Here is a 26210-nt window from a genome sequence, read left to right as displayed (position 1 = left end):
CCCATGACTGCATCCATCGTTACCCTCGGCGGCGAGCGCTGCCGCATTCTGCCGCAGGCCCCGTTCGGCCTGCTGATTGAGCCGACCCGCAACGGCCAGCCGGTGCAGAGCCTGGCTATCGAGGCGCTGCGCGAGCTGGCCCGCCGCCACGGCGTGCTGATCCTGCGCGGGTTCGAGTCGGGCTTCACCGATCCCGAGCGGCTGACCCGCTACGGCGAGGAGTGGGGCGAGATCATGATGTGGCCCTTCGGCGCCGTGCTGGACGTGAAGGAGCACGAGAACGCCACCGACCACATCTTCGACTCCAGCTATGTGCCGCTGCACTGGGACGGCATGTACAAGCCGACCCTGCCCGAGTTCCAGTTGTTTCACTGCGTGCACGCCCCGGCGGCGGACGAAGGGGGGCGCACCACCTTCATCAATACCCGCCAGCTGCTCACCGAGCTCGATGGCGAGCGGCTGGCCCGCTGGGAGCGGGTGCACATCACCTATCGCATCAAGCAGGTGGTGCACTACGGCGGCCAGGTGCGCTCGCCACTGCTGGTGCCCCACCCGGTGAGCGGCGAGACGGTGCTGCGCTACAACGAGCCGCCGCGCGAGGGAGTGCGTTTTCTCAACCAGCATGCCCTCGACATCGAGGGGGTGGCGCCGGCCGAGCAGGCCGCCTTCCTGCAGGATCTGCACGAGCGGCTCTATGACCCGCGCTATTTCTATGCCCACCAGTGGCAGGGGGGGGACGTGGTGATCGCCGACAACCTCGGCCTGCTGCACGGCCGCGAGGGGTTCACCGCCCGCTCCGCGCGCCACATCCAGCGGGTCCACATCCAGGCCAGCCCGGTCTGCCTCAACCCGGCGCTGGCGCCGCAAGGGGCGGCGTGATGGCGACCCTGTTGCTGGCGGCCACCGCCACCCCGGGCCACGTCAATCCCATGCTGGCGGCGGCCCGTCTGCTGGTGGCGCAGGGGCATAGAGTGCTGATGCTGTGCGGCGCCCTGTTCGAGCAGCGCATCCGCGCAACCGGTGCCGAGTTCGTGCCCTTCGCCCCCGAGGTGGACTTTGACTACCGGGTGCTGGAGCGGCATTTTCCCGAGCGGGCCAGCTTGAGCGGCACCGCCCAGATGGCGCTGGCACTCAAACGCTTCTTCGCCGCCCCCATGGCGCAGCACGACAGTCAGCTGCGGGCGCTGATCGCGGCGGAGAGGGTGGATCTGCTGCTGGTGGAGAACGGCTTCTACGGCGCGCTGCCCTTGTTGCAGCAGCCCCATGGCCGGCCGGTGCCGATCCTGATGCTGGGGGTGAACCCTGTCTCTTTCTCGAGTCCGGACGCCATCTTCTACGGCCCGCGCATTCCCCCCGAGCTGCGCCGCTCCCTTGGCGAGCTGCCCTGGCTCGATGAGCCGACCCGGCAACTGCAAAGGGAGGTGCAACAGCGCTTTGATGCCGCCCTGGCCGAGGCGGGGGCGCCGCCGTTGACGGCCCCCTTCACCGACGTGATGGTGACGGCGCCCGATGCCTTTTTGCAGCTCTCCTGCGCCGGCTTTGAATACGAGCGGCCGGAGCTGGAGGGGGTGATCCGTTATGTCGGCCCGCTGCTGCCACCCCGGCTTGAGCTGACACCGCCGTCCTGGTGGGAGAGGCTCGATGAGCGGCCGCTGGTCATCGTCAGCCAGGGCACCCTGGCCAACGTGGATCTGGGGCAGTTGCTGCTGCCGGCCATGCAGGGGCTGGCCGGCGACGAGCTGCAACTGCTGCTGACCACCGGCGGGCGGGATCCGGCGCTGCTGGGCGATGCCATCCCGGCCAATGCCATCGTCACCGACCACGTGCCGTTCGAGCTGGCGCTGCCTCGCGCCACCGCCCTGGTGACCAACGGCGGCTACGGCTCGGTGCAGTCCGCGCTGGCCCACGGGGTGCCGCTGGTGGTGGCGGGCACCGGAGAGGACAAGGCGGAGGTGGCGACCCGGGTGGCCTGGAGCGGGGCCGGCATCAATCTGCACAGCAACGAGCCGACGGCGGCCATGGTGGCCACGGCGGTACGCAAGGTGGTGAGTGAGCCGCGCTATCGGGCAAGGGCAAGGCTGCTGGCCGAGGAGATGGCGGCGCTCGATGGCCGCGCCGCCATCGCCGCGAGCGTGGCGGATCTGCTCGGCGGACGACCTTGATACCGTGATGAAGGGGAGGCCAGACGGCCTCCCTTTTTGTTCAGCTTCTGCTCAGTTTGTGGCTGCTAGCGTGGCCATCATGACAGCAGGCTGCGCCAGTGGCGCCGGATGCGCCTTTTCATGCAAAAAAGAGCGTTTTCGACGTTGAAATTTTGGCCGACTCAGGAAAGAATGCGCGCTCGGTAATCGACCGCGGACGCCAGCTTCGCGCCCCGGCGCAACCGAGGATGACACGGCCTTCGGCCAACTTGGTACAGGAAACCACACAGGAATTTTATGAATCCCCTTCGCATTGCCGCTTCGGCTCTTTTATGTACGCTGGCACTGGCCGGCCAGCAGGCTGCCGCCGTTGAATACCAGCTGCCCGCCGCCAACAGCCGCCTGATCGGCGAGAACCAGGAATACGTGGTGCCCGCGGACAACCGTCCGCTGGAGCAGATCGCCTCTGACTTCCAGCTGGGTCTGACCAACATCATGGAAGCCAACCCGGGCGTCGACCCCTACCTGCCCAAGGCTGGCAGCAAGCTGATCATTCCCCATCAGCTGATCCTGCCCAACGCTCCCCGCGAAGGGATCGTCATCAACGTGGCCGAGATGCGCCTCTACTACTACCCGAAAGGCAAGAACGTGGTGCAGGTGCTACCCATCGGCATCGGCCAGCTGGGGGTCAACACCCCGGAGAACTGGATCACCAAGGTTGAGCGCAAGCGTGCCAACCCGACCTGGACCCCGACCGAGAATATCCGTCGCCGCTACGCCGCCCAGGGCAAGACCCTGCCAGCGGTCTGGCCGGCCGGCCCGGACAACCCCATGGGCCTGCACGCGCTCTACATCGGCAACCTGTACGCCATCCACGGCACCAACGCCACCTTCGGCATCGGCCTGCGGGTGAGCAGCGGCTGTGTGCGCCTGCGCGCCGACGACATCAAGTACCTGTTCGACCACGTGCCGGTCGGCACTCGCGTCCAGTTCGTCAACCAGCCGGTCAAGACCACGGTCGAGCCGGATGGCAGCCGCTACATGGAAGTGCACGAGCCGCTGTCACGCACCGAAGCGGAGTTCAACTCCACCGCCTCCGTGCCGCTGCCCATGACCCCGGCCACCACCCGTTTCATCGCCCACGCGGAGAGCGACTCCAACGTGGTCAAACAGGTGCTGGAACAGCGTACCGGCATGCCGACCCGTCTCAACCCGCAGGTCTGATGACCCGGGAGACTGGCTCATGCACAACGGCGACCATCAGGTCGCCGTTGTTGTTTCTGGGTGCAGCCGTCGTCAGCCGGCCGGCGGCGCATAAAGGGCCAGCCAGTTGCCCTCGGTATCTTCGATGATGACCCGGGAGCCATGGCCGCTGCCGATGCTGTGCAGGGGCTCGAGCACTCGTCCGCCGATGCTGGGCACCAGCTGCTCGGCCTCCTGCAGGCGATCGCCCAGGGCGAGGTAGATGAGGGGGCCCGAGTGCCCCGGCTGGTGGTACTTGTCCATGGGACCGAGACAGGCCGCCGCGTTGTTGCCGTCGTGGCGCAGCATGGCGAAGCGGATCTCCTCCTGTATCGGCGTGACCGGCACGTCGAGCAGGGCCGAGTAGAAGGCCATGGCGCGATCCAGATCCCGTGTCGGAATGTCGGCCCAGACCAGGGTATTGTCCATCTTGGTGATCTCCTGCATGTGCCGGCCGATGCGACCGGCGGCTCTGTTCCTTGCTGACGGCCTCTCGCGGCAGGTCGTAGACAGCTTCTTAGAGGTTAGGAGCGGCCCATCAGGGGCGCCAGAGCTAAAAAAGCGGCGCCATCAGGCGCCGCTTTCGGGTGGGGAACTGGAGGTTTTTTCCTCGATATACAGTTACTTGCCGGCAATGCTCAATCCGCCAAAGCGGATTAGCGGAGAGTAGAAGCTCTTGCCATCATCGTGGTGCAGCAGGTTGCCGACAGCTTCCAGCTCGCCCAGCAGGCGATAGAAGTTGCCCGCTACCGTGATGCCGCGTACCGGTGCCACCCGCACACCGTCCCGGCACAGGAAGCCGGAGGCGCCGAACGAGAAGTCGCCGCTCACCGCATCGGCGCCCGAGTGCAGGCCGTCCAGCTTGACCAGCTCCAGATACTCGCCGGCTTGCGCCTCGGCCTCGCTGTGGGGGCCGAGCCCGAACACCAGGTGGCGCGGGCTGACATCCAGCGCACTGCGGGCACTGCGGGCCGCCGAGCCGTTGCTGGCCACACCGAAGTGGCGGGCGGTGGCGCTGTTGTGCAGCAGGGTCTTGAGCTCCCCTTCGCCGATCAGCAGCAGATCCCGGGTGGGGGCACCCTCGCCATCGAAGGCCTTGATGTGCATGCCGCCCGGCATATAGGCCCGGCTCTCCAGGGTGAGCCAACGGGAAGCCACCGATTGGCCCAGCTTGCCCCGCCAGGGGTTGATCCCCTGCTGGGCCCACTTGCCCGACAGCGCGGCCTGGAAGCAGCCGAACAGGCTGGCCAGGGCATTGGTGTCGAAGATGGCGCTGTAGTGACCGCTCGGCACCGCGTCTCCCGCCAGCAGGCCGTCGGCCACGGCGTGGATCTGCTGGATGAGGGTCTGGCTGTCCAGCGCATCGAAGCGGCGCTCATACTGCCCCTGGGAGAACATGGACTGACGGCCGTCGCGCTCGATGAGGGCGGAGCTGTAGCAGCCGACGCTGAATGCCTGATGCTGGCAGAGGCTGCCCTGGCTGTTGGCGAGCCACAGCCGGCCCTCTCCCTCGAAGAAGCTGTTGTAAGGGGCGCCGGTCACGTCCGGCAGCGCCAGCATCTCCGATTCGAGGCGCAGGGCCAGGGCAATCTTCTCCTCCACTGGGGTGGTGTCGGGCTGATTGATCTCGGCGCAGTCGGTGGTGAGCCGGCTCTGCTGCACGGCGATGGTCTGATCCGGGTCCACCTTGGCGAAGCGGCTGGCATCCAGCGCATCCTGCACCATGGCGGTCAGCGCAGACTCGTCGAGAGACTCCGAATAGGCGATGCCGACCCGGCCCTCTTTTATCAGCCGAATGCCGATCTGCTGGCTGCTGGTGACCTTGTATTCGCTGAGCTCGCCCTTGTCGGCCTTGAGGGAGAAGGCCTTGTCCTGGTTGGCGATGATGTCCGCCTCGGCATCGAGATCGGCGATCTGGTCCAGCAGGCGGGTCAGCAGTTGGTTCATGTCGAGTTGGCTCATCAGGCGTTCCCCCCCACCAGAATATTGTCAACCTTGAGCGGCGGCTGGCCGACCGAGGCAGGAATGGAGCCGGAGACCGAGCCGCACATGCCGGCGGAGAGGGCGAGATCGCGCCCCACCATGGAGATCTCCTTGAGCACCTGCGGGCCTGTGCCGATCAGGGTGGCCGACTTGAGGGGCCGGGTGATCTTGCCGTGTTCGATGAGGTAGGCCTCCTGCACGTTGAAGTTGAATTCGCCGGTGCCGGGTTGCACCGAGCCGCCCCCCATCCGCTTGGCATAGATGCCGTGCTCCACCGTCGCCAGCATCTCGTCCAGGCTGTGATTGCCCGGCTCGATATAGGTGTTGCGCATGCGCGAGGCCGGTGCGAACTTGTAGGATTCGCGCCGCCCGGAACCGGTACGGGCGTAGCCGGTGCGAAGGGCCCCCATCCGGTCCACCAGGAAGCCGGTGAGCACGCCATCCTTGATGAGCTGGGTGTGCTGGGTCGCCATTCCCTCGTCATCGACGTTGATGGAGCCCCAGGCGTTGCCCTGCAAGCCTTCGTCCACCGCGCTGACCGCCGGATTGGCGATGAGCTGGCCCATCTTGTCGTGGAACACCGAGGCCTTCTTGGCCACCGAGGTGGTTTCCAGCAGGTGGCCGCACGCCTCGTGGAAGATGACGCCGCCAAAGCCGCTCTCCATGATGACCGGCAGCTTGCCGCTCGGGCAGGGGGCGGCCCCCAGCTTCACCAGCGCCTGGCGGGTGGCGGTGAGGGCCAGCTCGCGGGGATCGATACTGGCGGCGTGCTCCCAGCCCATCATGGCGCCGGGGGCTTCGTAACCGACGCTCTGCTCGCTGCCAAGGGCGGCGATGGTCTGGGCCATGATGCGGTTGTAGTGGCGGCGATCGCTCACCTGCACCCCTTCGCTGTTGAAGATCTCCACCTCCTGCTCCCAGCCCAGCACGTTGCCGGCAAACTGACTCACCTTGTTGCTCTCGGCGCGGGCCGCGGCATCCATGGCGTGCAGGTAGGCGATCTTCTGCTCCAGCAGCTTGTCGGCCGACAGGGGCAGGGCGATCGGGTTGCGATCGTTCAGGCGGGTGAAATCGAAGGCGGTGGCGGTGACCACGGGGTCACGCCTGTCCTTGGCCGCCAGCAGGGTGACGATGCGCAAGAGTTCGTTGCGATCGGCCAGGTTGGTGTAGCCGTAGAGCACCTTGTGGCCGTAGCACAGGCGCACGCCGATGCCGAAATCGAGGCCGCCGCTGATGTTTTCTATCTGGCTTGAGAGCAGGCTGAGCTGGCTGCGGCGCTTGCGCTCCACAAACAGCTCGGCGAAGTCGGCACCCAGCGCCAGCGCGTGATCGAGCACGTCGCGGGCGATGGCGGGGGCCAACAGGGAGAATGGGGTCATAGAATGTCCTTTTCTGGTCTGTCCGTTTGCTTCCGACACCCGGCTGTGATTGTTATGGGGTGTCGCTTCCATTGTTGCAGACCAGCATAAAAAAGTCGCTATAGCGTCATGCGATGATACCGATTGAGAAAATCGGTGCGATTTATGCGCCCGGTGGTCCGAAACCTGGGGCGGCAGGCGGGGAAGCGTCGCAGCTGACGTCTGTTCAAGGGGCCTGTCACAAGGCCTTTTTCGACATGCCGTACGGGGAGCGGGCGATGGCAGGGGGCCATCGCCACTGCTGTCAGAAAACCCGGCGTCACAGCAGTTCGTGGATCTCGCTCAAAATCTGGTCGACCCACTGCTCGATGCGCGATTCGGTCTGGTCGTACTGATTGGCGTCGTCGAGGGCCAGGCCGACGAAGTGACGACCATCGTCGATGAGCGCCTTGGAGGCGTCGAACTCGTACCCCTCGTTGGGCCAGTAGCCCACCAGCTTGACCCCCTTGGGCACCAGCTGGTCATGGAGCATGCCGAGGGCATCCTGGAACCATTCGCCATAGCCCAGCTGATCGCCGAGGCCAAACAGGGCGATGATGCGCCCCTCCAGATGCAGGTCGGCAATGTCTTCCCAGCGGGATTCCCAGTCCTCCTGCAGCTCGCCGAAGTCCCAGGTGGAGATGCCCAGGATCAGGATGTCGTACTCCTGCATGCGGATGAGGGGCACGTCCTTGATGTTGTGGAGATCGACCAGCTCCGGGCCAATGAGGGTGCGGATCTTCTCGGCGGCCATCTCGGTGTAGCAGGTGGTAGAGCCGTAAAACAAACCTATCTTCATCGCTCTTCTCTTGATCGCAGTAGGCAAGGGGCGTGACCGGCACAGCGGCGCCCGGGGGAGGGCGCCAGTCTAGCAGATTGCCCGGCGCGCTTCACTTTTTGCCGGGCCATGGACAAGCCTGCCTTGCGGGCCGGGTGGGTCGACACGTTACAATGGGGGCCTGTTTCCCTGAGCGTGGCGTACCATGAGCAAAGCTGAATCCCATCCCCTGATCGAGCCGTTTCTCGACGCCCTCTGGCTGGAGCGGGGCCTCTCCGACAATACGGTCAGCTCCTATCGCAGCGATCTGGAAAAATTCTCCCTCTGGCTCGACGAGCAGGGGGGCTCCCTGTTGCTGGCCGGGCTGGACGACATCCAGCACTACCTCGCCTGGCGGGTGGACCACCAGTTCGCGGCCAGCAGCACGGCCCGCTTCCTGTCGGCCCTGCGCCGCTTCTACCAGTATCTCAATCGGGAGAAGCTGCGCAGCGACGATCCCACCGTACTGCTGGAGGGGCCCAAGCTGCCCAAGAAGCTGCCATCGGATCTCAGCGAAGCCGAGGTGGAGGCGCTGCTGCAAGCGCCGCTGGTGGATGACCCGCTGGAGCTGCGCGACAAGGCGATGCTCGAGCTGCTCTACGCCACCGGGCTGCGGGTCTCCGAGCTGGTGGGGCTCACCGCCGAGCATGTCAGCCTGCGCCAGGGGCTGGTGCGAGTGGTGGGCAAGGGCAATAAGGAGCGGCTGGTCCCCATGGGCGAGGAGGCGGTGCACTGGCTGGAGCGCTATTACCGTGAGGGGCGCGGCCTGCTGCTGGGGGGCACCAGCTCGGACGTGGTGTTCCCCTCCAAGCGGGCCCAGATGATGACCCGCCAGACCTTCTGGCACCGCATCAAGCTCTATGCCCTGCGGGCCGGGATCAGCGGGGAGCTATCTCCCCACACCCTGCGCCACGCCTTCGCCACCCACTTGCTCAACCACGGCGCCGACTTGCGGGTGGTGCAGATGCTGCTGGGTCACGCGGATCTCTCCACCACCCAGATCTATACCCACGTGGCCAACGAGCGGCTCAAGGCGCTGCACGGCCAGCACCACCCGCGCGCCTAGGCCAGACAGAGGCGATCTTTCCCCTCCTGCTTGGCACGATAGAGGGCGGCATCCGCCCGGGCCAGCACCTCGGCGGGCGGGGCATCCAGCGCCTCGGCCAGCCCGCCGCTGAAGGTGACGGTCAAGCCCGGTTCGCGCCAATTCTGCGTGGCCATGGCGCGGCGCCACTGATCCATCTGCTGCTGTGCCTCCTTAAGCCGCCCCTGCTCGAAGATGGCGACCAGCTCCTCGCCGCCAAAGCGGCAGAGGGTGGCCTTGCCCTCCAGCAACTGGCTGCCCAGGGAGGCGGTGCGTCTGAGCACGCTGTCGCCGGCGGGGTGGCCATGACGGTCGTTGATCTGCTTGAAGTTGTCGATGTCGATGATGGCCAGCACATAGGGGGTATGTTGCTGGTGCAGCTCGCTCAGCAGGGTGTCCATGTAGCGGCGGTTGTAGAGCCCGGTCAGGGCATCGCGCTGGGCCTTCTCGCTCTCCGCCTGCATCTGGTCCGAAATCAGGGTGATCTCGTCCTCCAGCTCCTCGATGCCCGGAATGCGGGGGATGATGAGGGGCTGTCCCGGCGGGGTGACCCGCAGCTGGCGCACCACCTGCACCAGCATGCCGATGGTGTTCTCCAGCCGCTGATGGAAGATGACGGCCACCAGGATGAACATGACCAGCGACAGCAACAGCCCCATCATCATGTTGGGCAGCAGCTCCCTGATGACGAAAGAGTTGCTGAAGGGGTAGATGATGATGACCTGCCAGCCGGGGTTGTTGGCCAGGGTGTAGTAGGCGATGAGTTCGTCATCCTGGCTCTGGATCGCGCCATTTTTCCCCTGGAGCCGGGATAACCAGGGCTCGTCGAGCGGGGTGGCGTTCAGCAGCGGGTTGCTGTGCGCCACGATGTGCTGATACCTGCGATCGTAGAGCTGGTAGGTCATCTGCTTGCCGCCCTGCAGCATGCGCCCGATCCGGTCCGAGACTCGCGACAGCTCGACGTCCAGACCAATCACGGCCACTATCTTGCCGCTGTGGTTCAAGACCGCCCGCGACAGGGTCACCACCGGAATGTGCTGGACGGTGTCGAGATAGGGGGCACTCCAGATATTGATACCCGGCGTATGGATGGCCTCCAGATACCATGCCTGTTTGGCCATTGCCTGGGGGGAAGGGGGGAGCTGGTGGTTGAAGTTGACCAGGGTATTGTCCCGCTGCACATAGTAGAGCCCCTTCAGCAGGCTGCCCGAGCGGCTGAGCTGCTGCCACACCGAGTAGTGCCGCGCCCGCATTTCCGGCGGGAGCACGCCGTCATGGTTGGCGAGATCCACCGCCAGAATATTGAGTTGCTCTTCGACCGAGCTCAGCGCGTTGTCCCATTGCTGGGCCGTACTGCTGCTGAAAAATTCCATGCGCTCGCGTACTACGTTCTGTTGTTTGATGAAAAACAGATAGAGGTTGCTGGCTGTCATCAATAGCAGGGGCAGGGAGAGCAACAGCAAATAGCGCAGAATGAAACCATGTTTCGCTCTGGTCTTCACTGTCGGGGATGTCATGGCGATGATTCCTGTAGGTTTACATTCATTCAAGCATGATGTGCGTGGGATGGGGGCAGATGCAGTTCAGGGTCTGGGTGATGCCAAGTGTAAAGTGTTCCGTTGCTGATGTAGCTAAAAAACCGCCCGAAGGCGGTTTTTTTCCAGTACACGACAGGAGCTGGCGCTTATTTTCCCTGTTGGGATTTGAGCAGATCGCGGATCTCGGTCAGCAGCTCCTGATCCTTGGTGGGGCCGGCCGGTGCCGCGGCTTCCTCTTCCTGCTTCTTCTTTAGGGTGTTGATGGCCTTGAGCCCCATGAAGATGGCGAAGGAGATGATCAGGAAGTCGATGATGGTCTGGATGAACTTGCCGTAGGCGATGACCACGGCCGGCGCACTGCCCTCGGCGGCCTTCAGGGTCACGGCGAGGTCGCTGAAGTCCACGCCCCCCAGGATCAGGCCGATGGGCGGCATGATCACGTCACCGACGAAGGAGGAGACGATCTTGCCGAAGGCGGCCCCGATGATGATACCGACCGCCATGTCGATGACGTTGCCTCTGGATGCAAAGGCCTTGAACTCTTGAATCAGACTCATTTTCCCCTCCAAAAATGGGCTAGCAGCGGCCTGGGCCGCCCTGGTGTTTGAATAATAAAACATCAGGAAAACAGAGGATGACCGTCGTGTTTCCTGTCGTCCCGGTTAGCTTGCTGGGGCTTTGCCCGATTGGCAACCTGTCAGATCGGGATTTTTTGCGACCCTTCTATTAATCAATCAGTAATCAATCAGTAATCAAGCAGTTGAGGCGAGCATATTTGCTGAGTAACCTTGTGAGTCCATTCGTTCATGCCAAGTGAGTAAAAAAGTGCACTATTTACTGCTGGGAATGATGCTGCTGGGCTCTTTTGCCGTCAGCGCGGGGATGGATCCCCAACTGTTGAAACAGACCATAGAGCGGCGGCTCGGGGTGCAGGTCTACCTGGTGGACGAGACCCCGGTCTCCGGCCTCTATCTGCTTGGCACCGCGCAGGGGCCCCTCTATACCGATGCCAGAGGCGACCATGTGCTGCTGGGCACCATGCTGGATCTGGCCCACGACATGAAGAACCTCACCATGCTGGGCCAGCGTCAACAGCGGCAGCTGGCCCTGGCCCAGATCGGCGAGCGGCGGATGCAGCTCAAGGCCGTGCCCGAGCGCCACCGCCTCACCCTGTTTACCGATCTCGCCTGCCGCGGCTGTCGCGCCACCCTGGATGAGCTGTCCGCCTTGCAGGCGAGGGGGGTGAGCGTGCAGCTGCTGCCGGTGCTTGGCCCCTTTGCCGATCTGGCCGAGGCGCAGGCGCGCTGGTGTGATCCCGGGCTGCTGCGCGAACTCGAACTCAGTGATCGTTTGCCTGAGAGCGGCTGTAATGAGATCCTTGCCCATCATATCGGCCTGAGCCAGTGGCTCGGGATCAAGGCACTGCCGAGCTGGGTCCTGCCAAATGGCGACCTGCTGCGCGGTTATCAGAGCCCTGAACAACTGCTCAAGATACTGGATCACATCGATGCCCCTGCTAATCCGTCGTCGTCCGCGCGTGGATGATACCCATCTGCCCGCCACCCTTCATCCCTTGCTGCGGCAAATCTTCGCCAGCCGTGGAGTCGAAGACCCTGCCCTGCTGGAGCGCAGCGCCAATCAGCTGCTGCCACCCCAGCGCCTGTTCGGCATGGCGCAGGCAGTGCCCCTGCTGGCCGAGGCGCTGACGGCGCAAAAGCGCATTCTCATCGTCGGTGACTTCGATTGTGACGGCGCCACCAGCTCGGCCCTGTGCGTGCTGGCCCTGCGCGCCATGGGGGGTCGCCACATCGATTTTCTGGTGCCCAACCGCTTCGAGTTCGGGTATGGCCTCACCCCCGAGATCGTCGAGCTGGCGGTGGCCCGCGGCGCCGAATTCCTCATCACGGTGGACAACGGCATCTCCAGCATCGCCGGGGTGGCGGCGGCCAAGGCGGCCGGCATGCAGGTACTGGTTACCGATCACCATTTGCCGGGCCAGGAGCTGCCTGACGCCGACGCGATAGTGAACCCCAACCAGCATGGCTGCGACTTCCCCTCCAAGTCGCTGGCCGGGGTCGGGGTCGCCTTCTATCTGATGGCGGCCCTCAACACCCATCTGCGTCAGAGCGGCTGGTATGAGCGGCAGGGGCTGCGCGCCCCCAACGTGGCGGACTACCTGGATCTGGTGGCCCTCGGCACCGTGGCCGACGTGGTGGCGCTCGATGGCAACAACCGCATCCTGGTCCATCAGGGCCTGCAGCGGATCCGGGCCGGCCGCTGCCGCCCCGGCATCCAGGCGCTGGTGGACGTGTCCGGTCGCGATGGTCGTCGCCTGTGCGCCGCCGATCTCGGCTTTGCGCTGGGGCCGCGCCTCAACGCGGTGGGCCGGCTCGACGACATGTCGCTCGGGGTCGCCTGCCTGCTGAGCGAAGACATCAACCTGGCGCGCCAGCTAGCATCCGAAATGGACAGCCTCAACCAGGAGCGCAAGGAGATCGAGCAGGGGATGCAGCAGGAGGCGCTGGCCACCCTGGAGCAGATCCGGTTTCGTGACGGCGAGGTGCCGTCGGGTATCGTGCTGCACCGGGATGAGTGGCATCAGGGGGTAGTGGGGCTGGTGGCCTCCAAGGTGAAGGAGAAGTACTACCGCCCGGTCATCGCGTTTGCCGAGAGCAGCGACACCGAGCTCAAGGGCTCCGGGCGTTCCATCCCCGGGGTGCACCTGCGCGATGCGCTGGAGCTGCTCGATACCCGTCACCCCGGCCTGATGGGCAAGTTTGGTGGCCACGCCATGGCGGCGGGGTTGACCCTGCCCAAGGCCAATATCGAGGCCTTCGGTCGCGCCTTCGAGGCGGTCATCGGCGAGCTGGTGACCCCTGAGCTGCTGACCGGGGTGCTGCTCACCGACGGCGAACTGCTGCCGGACGAGCTCACCCTCGAGCTGGCGGAGCTTATTCGTGCCTCCGGCCCCTGGGGTCAGGCCTTCCCCGAGCCGCTGTTCGATGGCGAATTCGTGCTGGTGCAGCAGCGGCTGGTGGGGGAGAAGCACCTCAAGATGATGCTGACCACGGATTCCGGCCACGCGGTGGATGCCATCGCCTTCGGGGTCGACTTGCAGCGCTGGCCCGATGCCTCGGTCAAACGGGTGCGGCTGGTCTACCGGCTCGACGTCAACGAGTGGCGCGGCAACCGCAGCGTGCAACTGCTGGTGGAGCATCTGGAAGCCGCCGGCCTCTGATCCGTGAGTCTCTCTTGCTGCCGATGACGGCCACCTCAGGGTGGCCGTTTTTTTATGGTATGAACCCGGATTTTGCCGTTGACCCGTCTATTGCTTCACAGTTTAAGCTTTCCTTCATCGGGTCACGGACCCCACTGAGAGTCGCTGTCATGAAAATATCCGAACTGGCCAGGCGCTGCGGCCTGGCCCGCTCCACCCTGCTCTATTACGAGAAGCTGGGGGTGATTGCGGGAACGAGGGGTGCCAACGGTTATCGCCACTACGACGATGAAGATCTGCAGCGGCTGCGGATGGTGCAGGCCCTGCAGGCGGGCGGGCTCAGCCTCAAGCAGTGCCTCGCCTGTCTGGCGGGGGAGATAGATCAGGAGGTATTGCAAGCCCGGGTCAGAGAGCTGGACGGCGAGCTGGCGCGGATGCAGAGAGCGCGGGATCTGCTGGCAGACCTCGCTGGCTTGCGTGCGCACTCCGGCAACGAGTTCAAGGCCTGGCAGTTGCAACTGCAGCGTGAAGCGCCAGAGGCCTACTTCGACTGGGTGATGAAGCAGGGATTCAGTGAAAAGGAGCGTTATCACCTGCAGTGGCTGAGCAAAGACATGAACGAGCATGATCGCTACATCCAGGATTTTAAACAGTTGCTGGATGGCATGAGCTATTGGGGACCGGGAGATCGCACCTTCACCCAGCAGCAGTTTGCCGCGCTGCCTATTCAACCGCGCCGGATCCTCGACATGGGCTGCGGGCGCGGCGCCGCCACAATGGCGCTGGCACAGGTGACGGATGCCGCCATCGTGGCCATTGATCTCGACGAGGAGGCGCTGGCCGCCGTGGCCAGATCGGTCAGCGCGGCTGGCTTTGAGCACGTCACCACCCTGTGCGTCAACATGGCGGCGCTGCCGCTGGAGCTGGCCCCCGCCGACCTAATCTGGGCCGAAGGGAGCGCCTACACCATAGGGGTGGCCAATGCGCTCAAAGCCTGGCGGGCGCACCTTGCCGGCCCTGATGCCTGCATCGTGCTGAGCGACCTGGTGTGGCTGACAGACACGCCGCCAGAGGAGGCGCTGGCGTTCTGGCTGCGGGATTATCCCGCCATGCAGACCCTGGCTGGCCTGCTGAAGACGGTGCAGGAGGCGGGGTATCGCTGCCTGTGGCACACCCAGTTACCGCAAAGGGCCTGGCACAACTATCAGGATCCCATCGAACGCAATCTGGCGCGCCATCGCGCCGAGCTGGGGGATAGCCCAGCCTGGCAGGATCTGAGCCGGGAAGTGGCTATCCACCGCCAATACCTGGGCAGCTATGGCTATGTGATCTGCTGCCTGCAGGCAGTCTGATCAGGCCATCCATTGCAAGATAACAAACGGAGAAAACCTTATGAACATCCTCATTCGACCCGAAACGGGCGCCGATCACGACGCCATTGAAGCGGTGACAGTGGCCGCATTCCTCAAGGCTCCCCATACCGATCACAACGAGCAGCTGATCGTGCGCGACCTGCGCCAGGCCGGGGCACTCAGTCTGTCGCTGGTGGCGGAGCAGGAGGGGCAAGTGGTCGGCCACCTCTGCTTCTCGCCGGTGACCATCAGCGATGGCAGCCCGCACTGGTATGGCCTTGGCCCCATTTCCGTCTCCCCCGAGCTGCACGGCAAGGGGCTGGGTTCACGGCTGATGGAGGCGGGTCTGGCCGAGCTCAAGGGGATGAGGGCGGCCGGCTGCGTGGTGCTGGGGGAGCCCGGCTTCTACGGCCGTTTCGGCTTCGTGTCCGAGCCGGGGTTGACGCTGCCCGGCGTGCCGGCCGAGTACTTCATGGCCCGCTCGTTCGGCGCCGCCATGGCCCATGGTGAAGTGCGCTACCATCAGGCCTTTGAGCAGGGGTGAGTCCTCACCATGAGAGCAGACGTCATGGCGCTTGCTCTCATGGTGGTTTTTAATTGCTGGATTTTTTGATAATCAGGGCTTTTAGCATCGATTAAAGCTGATTTCCCATATGGTAAATTCAATAAATCGAGGAATTGTGATAAATTTGCCCCTCTTGTTCCTCTTTGTTTGAACCGGATGCATCCCTTGCTGCCCCCTGGCCGACTGTCGACCTGGTCGATGGCCCTCGCCATCGCCTGCCTTCTCTGGCTTGCCGCCTCTGCCGCGGCAGGGGTCGTTGCAACCCCGGGGCCGGCAACGGGAGGGCAGGGAGGCTCGATGCAGCTGCACGAGCCGGCCCAGCGGGGGCTGCTCGACAGCGCCAGCCTGCCGCCAGCCTCCCAGTGGCGCCTCGGCTTCGAGCAGGGGCGGCGACTGGAAGGGGCCGCTCATGCCGAGCTCTACCAGATGCTGCTGGCCTGGTTCCAGCACGAGATCCTCGGCCTGCTCTGCGGCCTGCTGTTCTTCCTGCCCCTCATCTACCTCAGGCAGCTGGCCGAGCACTTCGGCTATCTGCATCGGCGGCTGCGATGCTGCCACCATCTGCAATTTCGGTTCTGTCACAGCGACTAGAGGCCGGCTGTATGCCGTGCGCCCGTTCGATCCGATCCTGATCCCAGCCACAGAGTACTGCCTGCGGGCCAGGCTCCGATCCGGCGCCTCTTGCTCCGCCTTCGTGCCCGCTTGCGCGCAGGGAGGCGGCTCCCGTTCGTACCCGTTGTGAGCCGACCCGATGGACTATTACGTAAACCTCTTCATTCAATCGATCTTTGTCGAAAACCTGGCGCTGGCCTTCTTCCTTGGCATGTGCACCTTCCTGGCCGTTTCCAAGAACATCAACACCGCCTTCGGCCTTGGCCTGACGGTGCTGGTGGTCATGGTGATCGCCATCCCCCTCAACAACCTGATCTACCGCCATATCCTGCGCCCGGAGAGCACCTTTCTCGGCGAGTTTGATCTGAGCTTTCTCGATTTCATCGTCTACATCGGGGTGCTGGCAGCCCTGGTGCAGGTGATGGAGATGGTGCTGGACAAGCACTTTCCGGCGCTCCATCACGCGCTCGGCATCTATCTGCCGCTGCTGACGGTGCACTGCGCCATTTTCGGCGGGGTGATGTTCATGGCGCAGCGGGACTACGACTTCATCGAATCCGTGGTGTATGGAGCGGGCTCAGGCCTTGGCTGGCTGCTGGCCATCGTCGCCATCGCCGGCCTGCGCCAGAAGATGAAGTATGCGGATGTGCCAGAGGGGTTGAGGGGGATTGGCATCACCTTCATCGTGGCCGGGCTGATGTCGCTCGGCTTCATGTCCTTCTCCGGCATGTCGTTCTAGCCGGGTCGAAAACAACAACGGCCACCCTGGTGGCCGTTGTTGTCTGCCTCAGCCCTCCGCCAGCATGGCGAGCAGCCGGTCGCGCACCAGCGGCAGGGTCAGAAAGCCGTCCCGGTCGAGGAAGTGGCCGCCATGCTCCAGGCTGTAGAGCGGCGCAGCCAGCCGCTCGCTCAGGTGCTGGCTGTAGGGATAGGGCACGATGGCATCATCCCGGGAGGCTACCACCACCCGGCGGGGGGCCAGCGCCATGATGCGGGCCGGGTCATAGTCCGGGGTCATGAAGGGATCCAGCTCCGGCAGGGTGTGCAGCGGCTGATCGAAACCCGAGACCAGCAGGATCCCCCCCACCTGGCTGCCGGCGGGCAGCCGGTCGAGCTGGCGCAGTATGGTGATGCAGCCGAGGCTGTGGCCGAGCAGAAAGGTGCGCTCGTCGTGATCCTGCACCAGGCTGTCCATGGCCGCGTCCCAGGTGGCGGGTTTTGGGTGGTGGGGGTCAGGCATGGCCAGCACCTCGACCCGGACATCCCGGGCCTCGAGCTCGGCCTTGAGCCAGGGAAACCAGTGAGCGTCGGGGGAGGCGGTATAACCGTGCACGATGAAGAGGCGGGTTTGAGACATGGTATATCCTGGGCGGTTGACGATAACGGCGGCCACATCATAACAGCGACCAAGGCCCCTCGACATGCCCGTTTCGGGGGCGCCAACCAGCAGGATGTGCTTTGCGACCTGCATAAAAAAGAGCGCCATAAGGCGCTCTTTTGCTGTCGGCGGGCAGAGGCTTATTTGACCTCTTCCCCCTTGGCCTGCAGATCCGCGTGGTAGGAGGATCGCACGAAGGGGCCGCAGGCGGCGTGGCTGAAGCCGAGCTCCATGGCCACATCTTTGAGCTCATCGAACTCTGCGGGCGGCACGTAGCGCTTCACCGGCAGGTGGTGGCGGCTCGGCTGCAGGTACTGACCCAGGGTCAGCATGTTGACGCCGTGCTCGCGCAGGTCCTTGAGCACCTGGACTATCTCTTCATTGGTTTCGCCCAGCCCCATCATGACGCCGGATTTGGTCGGCACATGGGGGTGCATCTCCTTGATGCGGCGCAAGAGCTCCAGCGACCACTTGTAGTCTGCACCCGGGCGGGCGACCCGGTACATGCGCGGGGCGGTTTCCAGGTTGTGGTTGAAGACGTCAGGCGGGGTCTCGCGGAACACCTCGAGGGCCTGCTCCATCCGGCCGCGGAAGTCCGGGGTCAGGATCTCGATGCGGGTCTGCGGGCTGTGCTCGCGGATCTGCTTGATGCAGTCGGCGAAGTGCTGGGCACCGCCGTCGCGCAGATCGTCGCGGTCCACCGAGGTGATCACCACGTATTTCAGCCCCATCTCCTTGATGGTCAGCGCCAGCTTCTTCGGCTCTTCCGGGTCGAGCGCCAGCGGGCGGCCGTGGGCCACGTCGCAGAAGGGGCAACGACGGGTGCAGATGGCGCCCATGATCATGAAGGTGGCGGTGCCGTGGTTGAAGCACTCCGCCAGGTTGGGGCAGGAGGCTTCCTCACACACCGAGTGCAGCTTGTTCTTGCGCAGGGTGCTCTTGATGTGCTCGATCTTCTGGCTCGACGGTGGCAGCTTGATCCGCATCCAGTCAGGCTTGCGCAGCACTTCCTCGTTGGGATCCGGCATGAATTTCACCGGGATCAGGGCCATCTTGTCGCCATCGCGCAGCTTGACGCCCGGCTCCATACGAACGGGTTTGCTCATGATTCACTCTCGGTGTTTGTTATTGTTTGATAACCAATCAGGCGGGCCAGTTCGGCCACCAGGATGGATTGCGCCTCGGCCACGCTCTGCGGGCCGCCCAGGGCGCTGGTCTGGGTCATGGCCATGCCCGCATAGCCGCACGGGTTGATGCGCAGGAAGGGGGTCATGTCCATGTTGATGTTGAGGGCCAGCCCGTGGAACGAGCACCCCTTGCGAATGCGCAGGCCAAGGGAGGCCAGTTTGGCCTCCATGCCGAGCTCGTTCTTCACGTAGACCCCGGGGGCATCGGCCTTGGCATAGGCGCTGATGTCGCTGTTGGCCAGGGTGTTGATGATGGCGGTCTCCAGGCAGGTCACCAGCTCGCGCACCGTCAGCTTGCTGCGGCGCACGTCCACCAGCACGTAGAGCACCAGCTGGCCTGGGCCGTGATAGGTCACCTGACCGCCGCGATCGCTCTGCACCACCGGGATGTCGCCGGGGGCGAGCAGGTGTTCGGCCTTGCCGGCCTGCCCCTGGGTGTAGACGGGGTCATGCTCCACCACCCAGAACTCGTCCGGGGTGTCGGGGGTGCGGCTGTCGGTGAAGGCCTTCATGGCATCCCATACCGGCTGGTAGGGACGACGGCCCAGCTGTCTCACCAGCAGCTGGCTGGCGGACTGTGATGACTCGGCGGGAGTTTGGGGTGACATCTTTCCTCACTGACAGGCGCTTGGGTCGGCCGGCACGGCGCTGGTCGCCGGCGGCAAATAATCAGTCGCCCCGGTGGCGGGGCGAAAGAGGCGACTTACAGGACGTAGCGAACCAGTTCTATGTTGCCGAGGGCGGTATACATGGCTTCGATATGTTCCTTGCTCTGGGCAGTCACAGTGACCCGGACCGAGTGGTAGTTGCCCTTGGAGCTGGGCTGGACGGTCGGGCTGTAGGTGCCGGGGGCGTGCTGCTGCAGCACTTCCACCACCATGTCCGGCAGGGCCGGGTCGGCAACGCCGAGCACCTTGAACGGGAACTTGCAGGGGAACTCCAGCAGTTCATCAAACTTGGTATTCATTTACTCACCTTTTGCGGTCGTCGCGAGACGACTTTCTTGCTTGTGGCTAATGGCCGTTGGCCCCTCGGGGCCGCCATGCCCCCGTCTGTGCGGGGCACTGCTCAAGTGTATATGGGCATTGCCCGGGCCGGGATCAAGGCCGGACCGGCAGACAAGGGATGGAGGTGCTGCTTTTTACCACAAATCGTCAGTCGGCGGAACCTGCAGTTTACAGGGTTATTGACTGGCCCGACCCCAAAAAGACAGCAGCGGCGCCTGTTGGCGCCGCTGTTTGGTCGGGATCCTGCGTGCGGATTACTTGAACCAGCTGGAAACCAGCATCACCAGGTAGTCCCACAGACGGCTCATCAGGCCACCCTCTTGCACCTCTTCCAGGGCGACCAGCGGGACCTGCTTGATCTCCTTGTCCCCTTGCTTGAGGAACACGGTGCCGACGCGCTGACCCTTGGCCAGCGGTGCCTTCAGCTCGCTTTCGAGCTGGAAGTCCGCCTTGAGGTTGTTGCCCTGGCCACGGGTGACCAGCACGGAGACGTCCTTGTCGACGCCCAGCTTCACTTCCGGCTTGTCGCCCATCCAGATCTTCTGGGTCACCAGCTCGGTGCCGGCCTTGTAGGGGGTCAGGCTCTGGAAGAAGCGGAAACCGTAGGTGAGCAGCTTCTTGCTCTCGGCGGCGCGGGAGGCTTCGCTGCTGGCGCCCAGTACCACGGCGATCAGGCGCATGCCTTCGTTGTTGGTGGCGGAGGAGACCAGGTTGTAGCCGACCTGGCTGACGTGGCCGGTCTTGATGCCGTCAACCTGCAGGGATTGATCCCACAGCAGGCGGTTGCGGTTGTGCTGGGTGATGCCGTTGAACACAAAGGATTTCTGGGCGTAGATCTTGTACTCCTCCGGCAGGTCGCGGATCAGGGCCTGGCCCAGGCGCGCCATGTCGTGAGCGGTACTGTAGTGACCTTCCGCATCCAGACCGTGCGGGTTCATGAAGTGGCTGTCGTTCATGCCGAGCTTGGCGGCCCAGCTGTTCATCAGGCTGGCGAAGGAGTCGGTGCTGCCCGCCAGGAATTCGGCCATGGCGACGCAGGCGTCGTTGCCGGACTGGATGATGATGCCCTTGTTGAGATCATCGACGGAAACCTGCTTGCCCACCTCGATGAACATCTTGGAGGAGTCGGAGTAGTTCTTGGACCAGGCGTTCTGGCTGATGGTCACCATGTCGGTGCGCTTGATGTTCCCCTTCAGCAGCTCCTGGCCGATGATGTAGGAGGTCATCATCTTGGTCAGACTGGCGGGCGGCAGACGCTCTTCGGCGTTCTGCTCGGCCAGTACCTGACCGGAGTAGTAGTCGATCAGGATGTGGGCCTTGGCGGAGATCTCCGGCGCGGCGGGAACCACCACGGGGTTGGCGTTCGGCGTCGGGGTCGGTACAGGCGTGTTGGCCTGGGCGGTGGCGCTTATCAGGGAGGCCAGAATAACTGAACGGGCAAATTTGGACATCTTGAAATTCCTGGTGCCTGGTTGGGGTAACCCAAGTTAAAAATGCGGGCTTCACTATACCAGAAGCGACCGTCGGTCAAAGCCCGACGTGCCATCTGGTCTGGTTTTTTCTCCCTCCGTAGCCGCCATCACGCCGGGAAACGACGTGATGGCGGGCCACAGAGGGCGGTTCGGTCAGCTTGAACCTGAGACGCTCAGGGGACGATGAAGGCTTGCTCCAGCCCCCCCTGGCGCACTTTCTCCAGGGTGGCGGCCTGCTGGTCGGCAGGCACGGGGCCGATCAGCACCCGGAAGATGGCACCATGGGCGTCCACCCGATAGGGCAGGCCGTGACGCTGGGTCATCACCTTGCCCATCGCCTCCGCCCGTGCCTGCGAGCCGCTGGCCAGCACCTGGATCATCTTGCCCTCGCCGCTGCTGGCGGGCGCCGCCGTCTTGGCCGCTGCCGGTTTGGCGGGTTTGGTGACCGGCGCCTTGACGGGGGCCTGTTCGGCGGCGGCCGGCGTGGCCATGGCCAGCTCGGTGGGCTGGTCGACGAAGCCGTCCTGAGCGACGGGGGCCGCGGCGGCCGGTGTGGTCGGCGTCATCTCGATGGGCTTCATGGGGGCCATGAGCACCATCTGATCCGGAGTGTCGTTGATGAGCTCGAGCCGTACCCGCGCCTCACCCCCTTCCACCATCCCCAGCTGCGTGGCGGCGGCATGGGAGAGGTCGATCAGCCGATCGCTGCCGAAGGGGCCGCGATCGTTGACCCGCACTATGGTCTCCTGCCCGTTGTCCAGGTTGGTGACCCGCACATAGCTTGGCAGCGGCAGGTTGCGGTGGGCGGCGCTGAACAGCTTGCTGTCCTGCACGTCGCCGTTGGCGGTCTTCTGGCCGTCCAGATCCTGGGAGAGCCAGCTGGCGGTCCCCTCTTCGCTGTAATGCTTGATGTCGCGCCACACCTCGTTCTTCTGCTTGCCAATCCAGTAGTCACGGTTGCCGCTGGCGCTCAGGGGCTCGGGACGCGGGATGGCGCCGGTGGCCTGCGGGATCTCGATGACCTGGGGTTTTTCCGGCTGGACCGGTTCGGGAGGCGGGGGAAGCTGTTCCGGCTGGCTGCTACAGGCGGCCAGCAACAAGGTCAGGCTGAGCGGGAGAAGTTTGTGGCTGTAATGCATACGCGTCCTGGATTGCTTGACTGAGTTGATGCACCGCCATCGCATAGAGCGGGCTGCGGTTATAGCGGGTGATCACGTAAAAATTGTGGCGCGCGACCCAGTATTCCGGTCCATCGGCCTGTTCCAATGCCAGCAGTTTCACCGGCGTGTCGGGTGCCAGCGGGGTGGCGAGTTCAATGCCCGCGGCGGCCAGCTCGGCCCAGGTCTGGGTCAGCTCGGGGGCCGGCCTCAGCAGGGTACCCACTGGCGCCAGTCCGATCAAGGCGGGTTCGACCGCCGACTCCCCCCAGCGCCACTGATGCTCGGCAAAATAGTTGGCGACGCTGCCGATGGCATCCACCGGGTTGGCGAACAGATCGCGCTTGCCGTCGCCGTCGAAGTCGACCGCATAGTGGCGATAGCTGGAGGGCATGAACTGACCCATCCCCATTGCGCCGGCATAGGAGCCCTTGAGAAGGGTGAGTGGCCACTTCTCTTCCCGGGCAAGCAGCACCAGCTGGGCAAACTCCTTGGCGAAGAAGTCGGCCCGCTCGGGGTAGTGAAAGCCCAGGGTGTAGAGGCTGTCGAGCACCGGATGGCGGCCCATCTGGCGGCCGTAGAAGGTCTCGATGCCGATGATGGCGACGATGAGGGAGGCCGGCACCTGATAGGTCTGCTCGGCCCGCGCCAGGGTGGCGGCGTGGCGTTGCCAGAAGCCGACCCCGTCCCGGATCCGCTCCGGGGTGATGAACAGCGGCCGGTAGCGATGCCAGGGTTTGGCCTCCCAGGGGCGGCTGATGGTGTCGAGCACCTCCTGGCGCAGGCTGGCCTGGGCGGTGGCGGCCTGCAACTCGGCCAGCGGCACCTGCTGCTGCTCGGCGAGCCGGGCGAGCCCGGGGGGCTCGACGGCCGCCGTTGCGTTCAGGGCAACGAGCGAGAGCAACACACCGGCCAGTCGCATCAGGCCAGCAACCTTCTGTGGGTCTGGATAGACATCAGGATGCCGAAGCCGGCCATCAGGGTCACCATGGAGGTGCCGCCGTAGCTCACCAGCGGCAGGGGGACCCCTACCACCGGAAGGATGCCGCTCACCATCCCCATGTTGACGAACACGTAGACGAAGAAGGTCAGCGTCAGAGCTCCGCCCAGCAGGCGTTCGAAGCTGTTCTGGGCCTGCATGGAGATAAACAGACAGCGGCTGATGATGTAGAGGTAGATCACCAGCAGGAGGGCGACTCCCACCAGGCCGAACTCCTCGCTGAACACCGCGAAGATAAAGTCGGTATGCCGCTCGGGTAAAAATTCCAGCTGGGACTGGGTGCCCTGCAGCCAGCCCTTGCCGAATACGCCGCCGGAGCCGATGGCGATCTTGGACTGGATGATGTGGTAGCCACGGCCGAGCGGGTCCTTCTCCGGGTCCAGCAGCATCAGCACCCGCTGGCGCTGGTAGTCGTGCATCAGGAAGAACCAGAGCACCGGCATGAAGGCGCAGATGAGCAGCACCGCGAGGCCGATGAGCCACCAGCTGATCCCCGCCAGAAAGATCACGAAGAAGCCGGAGGCGGCTACCAGGATGGAGGTGCCAAGGTCGGGCTGGGCCGCGATCAGCAGGGTGGGCAGCAGCACCATGATGAGGCTCAGCACCAGGTGGCTGAACTTGGGCGGCAGCGAATGACGACTGAGCCAGGCGGCCACCATGATGGGCATGGAGAGCTTCATCACCTCGGAGGGCTGGAACTTCATGAAGCCGAGGTCCAGCCAGCGCTGGGCCCCCTTGCCGATGTGGCCGAACACGTCCACCGCGATGAGCAGCAGCACCACCACCGCAAACAGGGGCACCGACCAGCGGGCATAGAGAGAAGGTGGCAGCTGGGCCATGCCGATCATCAGGGCGAACGCCAGTCCGCCGCGCACCAGCTGGCGCACGATGGAGTCGACGTCCTGACCGGAGGCGGAGTAGAGCACCACCATGGAGAGGGACATCAGGGTCAGCAGGCCGAGCAGCAGCGGCAAGTCGATATGCAGCTTGTACCAGATGCTCTGCTGGCGAGCGGAGTTACTCATGAGAGGCAACCTCTTCGGATTGGGGCTTCTTGGCCGGTGCCGGCGGCAGCTGGGGCTCCGGCGGCAGCAGATAGGCATCCAGCATGTTGCGGGCGACCGGCGCCGCCATGGCGCTGCCGCCCCCGGCGTTCTCCAGCACCAGGGCGACTACCGCCTTGGGTGCTTCGAACGGGGCAAACGAGACGAACAGGGCGTTGTCGCGATGCTCCACCTTGGTGGTGGCCGCGTTGTAGACCTGGTTCTCCTTGAGGCCCACCACCTGGGCGGTGCCGGACTTGCCCGCCGCCTTGTAGGGGGTGTTGGCAAAGGCGCGTCGACCGGTCCCTTCGTGGCCGTTGATGACCCGCCACATGCCGTCCTTGGCCACCTGCCAGTAGCTGTCGCTCTTGGTTTGGATGGCCATGTTCGGGTTGATGGGGGCGTTGACCACGCCATCGATGGAGGCGGTGCTCTTGAGCAGGTGCGGCGTCACGTCGTGGCCGTTCTGGGTCAGGATGCTGATGGCCTTGGCCAGCTGGATCGGGGTGGCGCTCCAGTAGCCCTGGCCGATACCGATGGAGATGGTGTCACCCTGATACCAGGGCTGGCGCCAGCGGGCCATCTTCCAGTCGCGGGACGGCATGACCCCCTTGGTCTCTTCGTAGATGTCGACACCGCTGTACTGACCGAAGCCGAACCTGGTCATGTAGCTGTTGATCTTGTCGATGCCGACCCGGTAGGCGAGATCGTAGAAGTAGGTATCAGCCGACACCTCGATGGCGCGATAGACGTCGAGCCAGCCGTGGCCCCAGCGGCGCCAGTCGCGAAACTTCTTGGTGGTGCCGGGGATGGAGAAGCTGGGGCCGCCGAAGTAGCGGTAGTTGGGGGTGATGGCCCCCTCGTTGAGCCCCATCACCGCCATCATGGGCTTGACGGTGGAGGCGGGGGCATAGATGCCCTGGGTGGTGCGGTTCACCAGCGGCCGGGCCGGATCGTTGAGCAGCGCCGAGTAGTTGGCGCTGGAGATGCCGGTCACGAACAGGTTGGGGTCATAGCTCGGGCTCGACTCCATGGCCAGGAGGGCACCGGTATTGGGATCCATCATCACGATGGCGCCGCGGCGGCCGGCCAGCAGTTGCTGGGCCTTGAGCTGCAGGCGGATGTCGATGTTGAGGTAGATGTCCTTGCCAGGCTCGGGCGGCTGGAACTTGAGGGTGCGCACCACCCGGCCGCGGTTGTTTACCTCGACCTCCTGGTAGCCTGCCACGCCGTGCAGCTGGTCCTCGTAGTACTTCTCCACCCCCTGCTTGCCGATATCCTTGGTGGCGGCATAGTTGGCGAGCTTGTCCTCCTTGTCGAGGCGCTCCACGTCGCGGGTGTTGATCTTGGCCACGTAACCCAGCGCATGGGTCAGGGTGTCGCCAAACGGGTAGTAGCGCTTGAGGTAGGCCTCGATGCTGGCACCCGGGTAGTTGTGCTGGTTGACCGAGAAGAGGGCGACCTGATACTCGGTCAGCTTCTCGTACAGGGCGACCGGCTTGAAGCGGCGCTGGCGTTTGACCTCCGCCAGGAACTTCTCCTTGGTCCCCTCCGGCAGCTTCAGCAGGGCGATCAGCTCGTCGGCGGTCTTCTCCAGATCCTTGGTCTCTTCCGGCACGATCTCGAGGCTGTAGACCGGGCGGTTTTCCGCCAGCAGCACGCCGTTGGTGTCATAGATGAGGCCGCGCGGCGGCGCCACCGGCACGACGCGGATACGGTTGTCGTTGGAACGGGTCTGGTAGGTGTCGTAAGACTCTACTTGCAGGTAGTAGAGATTGCCCAGCAGCACCAGCATCAGCACTATCATGCCAACGTAGGCGACTAGGGTTCGTCGGAAGAAGAGGCGACCCTCGGCGCTGTGGTCGCGCATTTCGATGCGAGTCTTCAGCATGCCGCTACCTTATGACTGTCGAGCAGGTGAGAAACGGGGTGCAGATGTGCATGCTCACGCTCTGTGATTCGGGTTTGAGAGAGGAATCCTTGGATAGTGCATGGCTCACTCTCTGTGATACGGGTAT

General features: G+C 64.3%; 25 protein-coding genes. 10 read left to right on the top strand and 15 right to left on the bottom strand.

Translation table 11 applies throughout. The features are described from left to right. Window positions 1-3: 3 nt before the first annotated feature. The 3 genes from I6L33_RS21000 (at window position 4) to I6L33_RS20990 (ending at window position 3365) form a co-directional block, all read left to right on the top strand. The gene (locus tag I6L33_RS21000; protein WP_216973286.1) at window positions 4-879 is read left to right on the top strand and encodes a TauD/TfdA family dioxygenase; all 876 of its coding nucleotides are present in this window, start codon (window positions 4-6) and stop codon (window positions 877-879) included. After that, a complete protein-coding gene (locus I6L33_RS20995; protein ID WP_216973285.1) occupies window positions 879-2162 on the top strand; it encodes a glycosyltransferase in 1284 nt (427 codons plus the stop codon). Before I6L33_RS21000 ends, I6L33_RS20995 begins: the two co-directional genes overlap by 1 nt. A gap of 276 nt (window positions 2163-2438) precedes the next feature. Then, entirely contained in the window at window positions 2439-3365 is a 927-nt protein-coding gene (locus tag I6L33_RS20990; RefSeq protein ID WP_005298188.1) for a L,D-transpeptidase family protein, read from the top strand. A gap of 72 nt (window positions 3366-3437) precedes the next feature. On the opposite strand, the gene I6L33_RS20985 is transcribed toward I6L33_RS20990, so the two are convergent. From I6L33_RS20985 to fldB, 4 genes are all read right to left on the bottom strand, one after another. Beyond that, window positions 3438-3830: a VOC family protein gene (locus I6L33_RS20985; protein ID WP_043170234.1), complete on the bottom strand. Its 393-nt coding sequence runs from the start codon at window positions 3828-3830 to the stop codon at window positions 3438-3440. A 174-nt stretch (window positions 3831-4004) separates the two neighbouring features. Then, window positions 4005-5345 carry a TldD/PmbA family protein gene (locus I6L33_RS20980; protein WP_216973284.1) on the bottom strand — a complete coding sequence of 447 codons (1341 nt, stop codon included), beginning with the start codon at window positions 5343-5345 and terminating at the stop codon, window positions 4005-4007. Beyond that, window positions 5345-6745: a TldD/PmbA family protein gene (locus I6L33_RS20975; protein WP_216973283.1), complete on the bottom strand. Its 1401-nt coding sequence runs from the start codon at window positions 6743-6745 to the stop codon at window positions 5345-5347. Before I6L33_RS20975 ends, I6L33_RS20980 begins: the two co-directional genes overlap by 1 nt. Before the next feature lie 298 nt (window positions 6746-7043). Then, window positions 7044-7562, bottom strand: a complete 519-nt coding sequence (fldB, locus tag I6L33_RS20970; protein WP_005298196.1) for a flavodoxin FldB — start codon at window positions 7560-7562, stop codon at window positions 7044-7046. A gap of 184 nt (window positions 7563-7746) precedes the next feature. Here fldB and xerD point away from each other — a divergent pair, with 184 nt between their 5' ends. After that, on the top strand, window positions 7747-8646 hold the full coding sequence (gene xerD / locus I6L33_RS20965; RefSeq protein WP_216973282.1) for a site-specific tyrosine recombinase XerD: 900 nt from the start codon (window positions 7747-7749) through the stop codon (window positions 8644-8646). On the opposite strand, the gene I6L33_RS20960 is transcribed toward xerD, so the two are convergent. Then, the gene (locus tag I6L33_RS20960; protein WP_216973281.1) at window positions 8643-10181 is read right to left on the bottom strand and encodes a sensor domain-containing diguanylate cyclase; all 1539 of its coding nucleotides are present in this window, start codon (window positions 10179-10181) and stop codon (window positions 8643-8645) included. The genes xerD and I6L33_RS20960 overlap by 4 nt on opposite strands. A gap of 167 nt (window positions 10182-10348) precedes the next feature. Further along, a complete protein-coding gene (gene mscL / locus I6L33_RS20955) occupies window positions 10349-10759 on the bottom strand; it encodes a large-conductance mechanosensitive channel protein MscL (protein ID WP_005298202.1) in 411 nt (136 codons plus the stop codon). A 268-nt stretch (window positions 10760-11027) separates the two neighbouring features. On the opposite strand from mscL, the gene I6L33_RS20950 reads away from it, so the two are divergent. The 6 genes from I6L33_RS20950 to nqrE all read left to right on the top strand — a co-directional run bounded on the left by I6L33_RS20950 (window position 11028) and on the right by nqrE (window position 16687). Next, a complete protein-coding gene (locus I6L33_RS20950; protein WP_025201270.1) occupies window positions 11028-11747 on the top strand; it encodes a disulfide isomerase DsbC N-terminal domain-containing protein in 720 nt (239 codons plus the stop codon). After that, complete coding sequence (gene recJ, locus I6L33_RS20945) at window positions 11710-13440, top strand: single-stranded-DNA-specific exonuclease RecJ (protein WP_216973280.1); 1731 nt, start codon at window positions 11710-11712, stop codon at window positions 13438-13440. The genes I6L33_RS20950 and recJ overlap by 38 nt, the downstream gene beginning before the upstream one ends. A 149-nt stretch (window positions 13441-13589) precedes the next feature. Continuing rightward, a complete protein-coding gene (locus I6L33_RS20940; protein ID WP_216973279.1) occupies window positions 13590-14771 on the top strand; it encodes a MerR family transcriptional regulator in 1182 nt (393 codons plus the stop codon). 40 nt (window positions 14772-14811) lie between these two features. Continuing rightward, window positions 14812-15315 (top strand): GNAT family N-acetyltransferase, encoded by a 504-nt coding sequence (locus I6L33_RS20935; protein ID WP_216973278.1) that lies wholly within the window; start codon window positions 14812-14814, stop codon window positions 15313-15315. A gap of 318 nt (window positions 15316-15633) precedes the next feature. Beyond that, a complete protein-coding gene (locus I6L33_RS20930; RefSeq protein ID WP_216973277.1) occupies window positions 15634-15927 on the top strand; it encodes a hypothetical protein in 294 nt (97 codons plus the stop codon). Window positions 15928-16087: 160 nt separating this feature from the next. Continuing rightward, complete coding sequence (gene nqrE, locus I6L33_RS20925; protein WP_010633144.1) at window positions 16088-16687, top strand: NADH:ubiquinone reductase (Na(+)-transporting) subunit E; 600 nt, start codon at window positions 16088-16090, stop codon at window positions 16685-16687. Between the two features lie 48 nt (window positions 16688-16735). Here the strand turns inward: nqrE and I6L33_RS20920 are convergent, their stop codons facing one another. The 9 genes from I6L33_RS20920 to mrdA form a co-directional block, all read right to left on the bottom strand. Beyond that, entirely contained in the window at window positions 16736-17305 is a 570-nt protein-coding gene (locus tag I6L33_RS20920; protein ID WP_139431945.1) for an alpha/beta hydrolase, read from the bottom strand. Window positions 17306-17466: 161 nt separating this feature from the next. After that, window positions 17467-18432, bottom strand: coding sequence for a lipoyl synthase (gene lipA, locus I6L33_RS20915; RefSeq protein WP_005298218.1), 966 nt, complete (start codon window positions 18430-18432; stop codon window positions 17467-17469). Then, window positions 18429-19121 (bottom strand): lipoyl(octanoyl) transferase LipB, encoded by a 693-nt coding sequence (gene lipB, locus I6L33_RS20910; RefSeq protein WP_005298220.1) that lies wholly within the window; start codon window positions 19119-19121, stop codon window positions 18429-18431. Before lipB ends, lipA begins: the two co-directional genes overlap by 4 nt. Window positions 19122-19216: 95 nt before the next feature. Next, complete coding sequence (ybeD, locus tag I6L33_RS20905; RefSeq protein WP_005298227.1) at window positions 19217-19480, bottom strand: DUF493 family protein YbeD; 264 nt, start codon at window positions 19478-19480, stop codon at window positions 19217-19219. Between the two features lie 294 nt (window positions 19481-19774). Continuing rightward, the gene (locus I6L33_RS20900) at window positions 19775-20971 is read right to left on the bottom strand and encodes a D-alanyl-D-alanine carboxypeptidase family protein (RefSeq protein ID WP_005298230.1); all 1197 of its coding nucleotides are present in this window, start codon (window positions 20969-20971) and stop codon (window positions 19775-19777) included. Between the two features lie 194 nt (window positions 20972-21165). After that, window positions 21166-22131, bottom strand: coding sequence for a septal ring lytic transglycosylase RlpA family protein (locus tag I6L33_RS20895; RefSeq protein WP_095592191.1), 966 nt, complete (start codon window positions 22129-22131; stop codon window positions 21166-21168). Further along, window positions 22073-23071: a lytic murein transglycosylase B gene (gene mltB / locus I6L33_RS20890; protein ID WP_042049677.1), complete on the bottom strand. Its 999-nt coding sequence runs from the start codon at window positions 23069-23071 to the stop codon at window positions 22073-22075. Before mltB ends, I6L33_RS20895 begins: the two co-directional genes overlap by 59 nt. Beyond that, window positions 23071-24174: a rod shape-determining protein RodA gene (rodA, locus tag I6L33_RS20885; RefSeq protein ID WP_005298235.1), complete on the bottom strand. Its 1104-nt coding sequence runs from the start codon at window positions 24172-24174 to the stop codon at window positions 23071-23073. The genes mltB and rodA overlap by 1 nt, the downstream gene beginning before the upstream one ends. After that, window positions 24167-26083 (bottom strand): penicillin-binding protein 2, encoded by a 1917-nt coding sequence (gene mrdA / locus I6L33_RS20880; protein WP_017765125.1) that lies wholly within the window; start codon window positions 26081-26083, stop codon window positions 24167-24169. The genes rodA and mrdA overlap by 8 nt, the downstream gene beginning before the upstream one ends. Between the last annotated feature and the right edge of the window lie 127 nt (window positions 26084-26210).

It is taken from the genome of Aeromonas sp. FDAARGOS 1403 (assembly GCF_019047325.1).
Classification (GTDB): Bacteria; Pseudomonadota; Gammaproteobacteria; order Enterobacterales; family Aeromonadaceae; genus Aeromonas; species Aeromonas dhakensis.
This window is presented reverse-complemented; position numbering and strand designations above follow the sequence as displayed.

Coding starts and splice junctions, on each gene's coding strand:
- lipB (WP_005298220.1), bottom strand. CDS start 19,121: ATGTCACCCCAAACTCCCGCCGAGTCATCACAGTCCGCCAGCCAGCTG.
- rodA (WP_005298235.1), bottom strand. CDS start 24,174: ATGAGTAACTCCGCTCGCCAGCAGAGCATCTGGTACAAGCTGCATATC.
- fldB (WP_005298196.1), bottom strand. CDS start 7,562: ATGAAGATAGGTTTGTTTTACGGCTCTACCACCTGCTACACCGAGATG.
- ybeD (WP_005298227.1), bottom strand. CDS start 19,480: ATGAATACCAAGTTTGATGAACTGCTGGAGTTCCCCTGCAAGTTCCCG.
- I6L33_RS20995 (WP_216973285.1), top strand. CDS start 879: ATGGCGACCCTGTTGCTGGCGGCCACCGCCACCCCGGGCCACGTCAAT.
- I6L33_RS20935 (WP_216973278.1), top strand. CDS start 14,812: ATGAACATCCTCATTCGACCCGAAACGGGCGCCGATCACGACGCCATT.
- I6L33_RS20900 (WP_005298230.1), bottom strand. CDS start 20,971: ATGTCCAAATTTGCCCGTTCAGTTATTCTGGCCTCCCTGATAAGCGCC.
- xerD (WP_216973282.1), top strand. CDS start 7,747: ATGAGCAAAGCTGAATCCCATCCCCTGATCGAGCCGTTTCTCGACGCC.
- I6L33_RS20980 (WP_216973284.1), bottom strand. CDS start 5,345: ATGAGCCAACTCGACATGAACCAACTGCTGACCCGCCTGCTGGACCAG.
- I6L33_RS20920 (WP_139431945.1), bottom strand. CDS start 17,305: ATGTCTCAAACCCGCCTCTTCATCGTGCACGGTTATACCGCCTCCCCC.
- I6L33_RS21000 (WP_216973286.1), top strand. CDS start 4: ATGACTGCATCCATCGTTACCCTCGGCGGCGAGCGCTGCCGCATTCTG.
- lipA (WP_005298218.1), bottom strand. CDS start 18,432: ATGAGCAAACCCGTTCGTATGGAGCCGGGCGTCAAGCTGCGCGATGGC.
- I6L33_RS20960 (WP_216973281.1), bottom strand. CDS start 10,181: ATGACATCCCCGACAGTGAAGACCAGAGCGAAACATGGTTTCATTCTG.
- I6L33_RS20975 (WP_216973283.1), bottom strand. CDS start 6,745: ATGACCCCATTCTCCCTGTTGGCCCCCGCCATCGCCCGCGACGTGCTC.
- mrdA (WP_017765125.1), bottom strand. CDS start 26,083: ATGCTGAAGACTCGCATCGAAATGCGCGACCACAGCGCCGAGGGTCGC.
- I6L33_RS20985 (WP_043170234.1), bottom strand. CDS start 3,830: ATGCAGGAGATCACCAAGATGGACAATACCCTGGTCTGGGCCGACATT.
- mscL (WP_005298202.1), bottom strand. CDS start 10,759: ATGAGTCTGATTCAAGAGTTCAAGGCCTTTGCATCCAGAGGCAACGTC.
- I6L33_RS20930 (WP_216973277.1), top strand. CDS start 15,634: ATGCAGCTGCACGAGCCGGCCCAGCGGGGGCTGCTCGACAGCGCCAGC.
- I6L33_RS20990 (WP_005298188.1), top strand. CDS start 2,439: ATGAATCCCCTTCGCATTGCCGCTTCGGCTCTTTTATGTACGCTGGCA.
- recJ (WP_216973280.1), top strand. CDS start 11,710: ATGCCCCTGCTAATCCGTCGTCGTCCGCGCGTGGATGATACCCATCTG.
- I6L33_RS20940 (WP_216973279.1), top strand. CDS start 13,590: ATGAAAATATCCGAACTGGCCAGGCGCTGCGGCCTGGCCCGCTCCACC.
- I6L33_RS20895 (WP_095592191.1), bottom strand. CDS start 22,131: ATGCATTACAGCCACAAACTTCTCCCGCTCAGCCTGACCTTGTTGCTG.
- mltB (WP_042049677.1), bottom strand. CDS start 23,071: ATGCGACTGGCCGGTGTGTTGCTCTCGCTCGTTGCCCTGAACGCAACG.
- nqrE (WP_010633144.1), top strand. CDS start 16,088: ATGGACTATTACGTAAACCTCTTCATTCAATCGATCTTTGTCGAAAAC.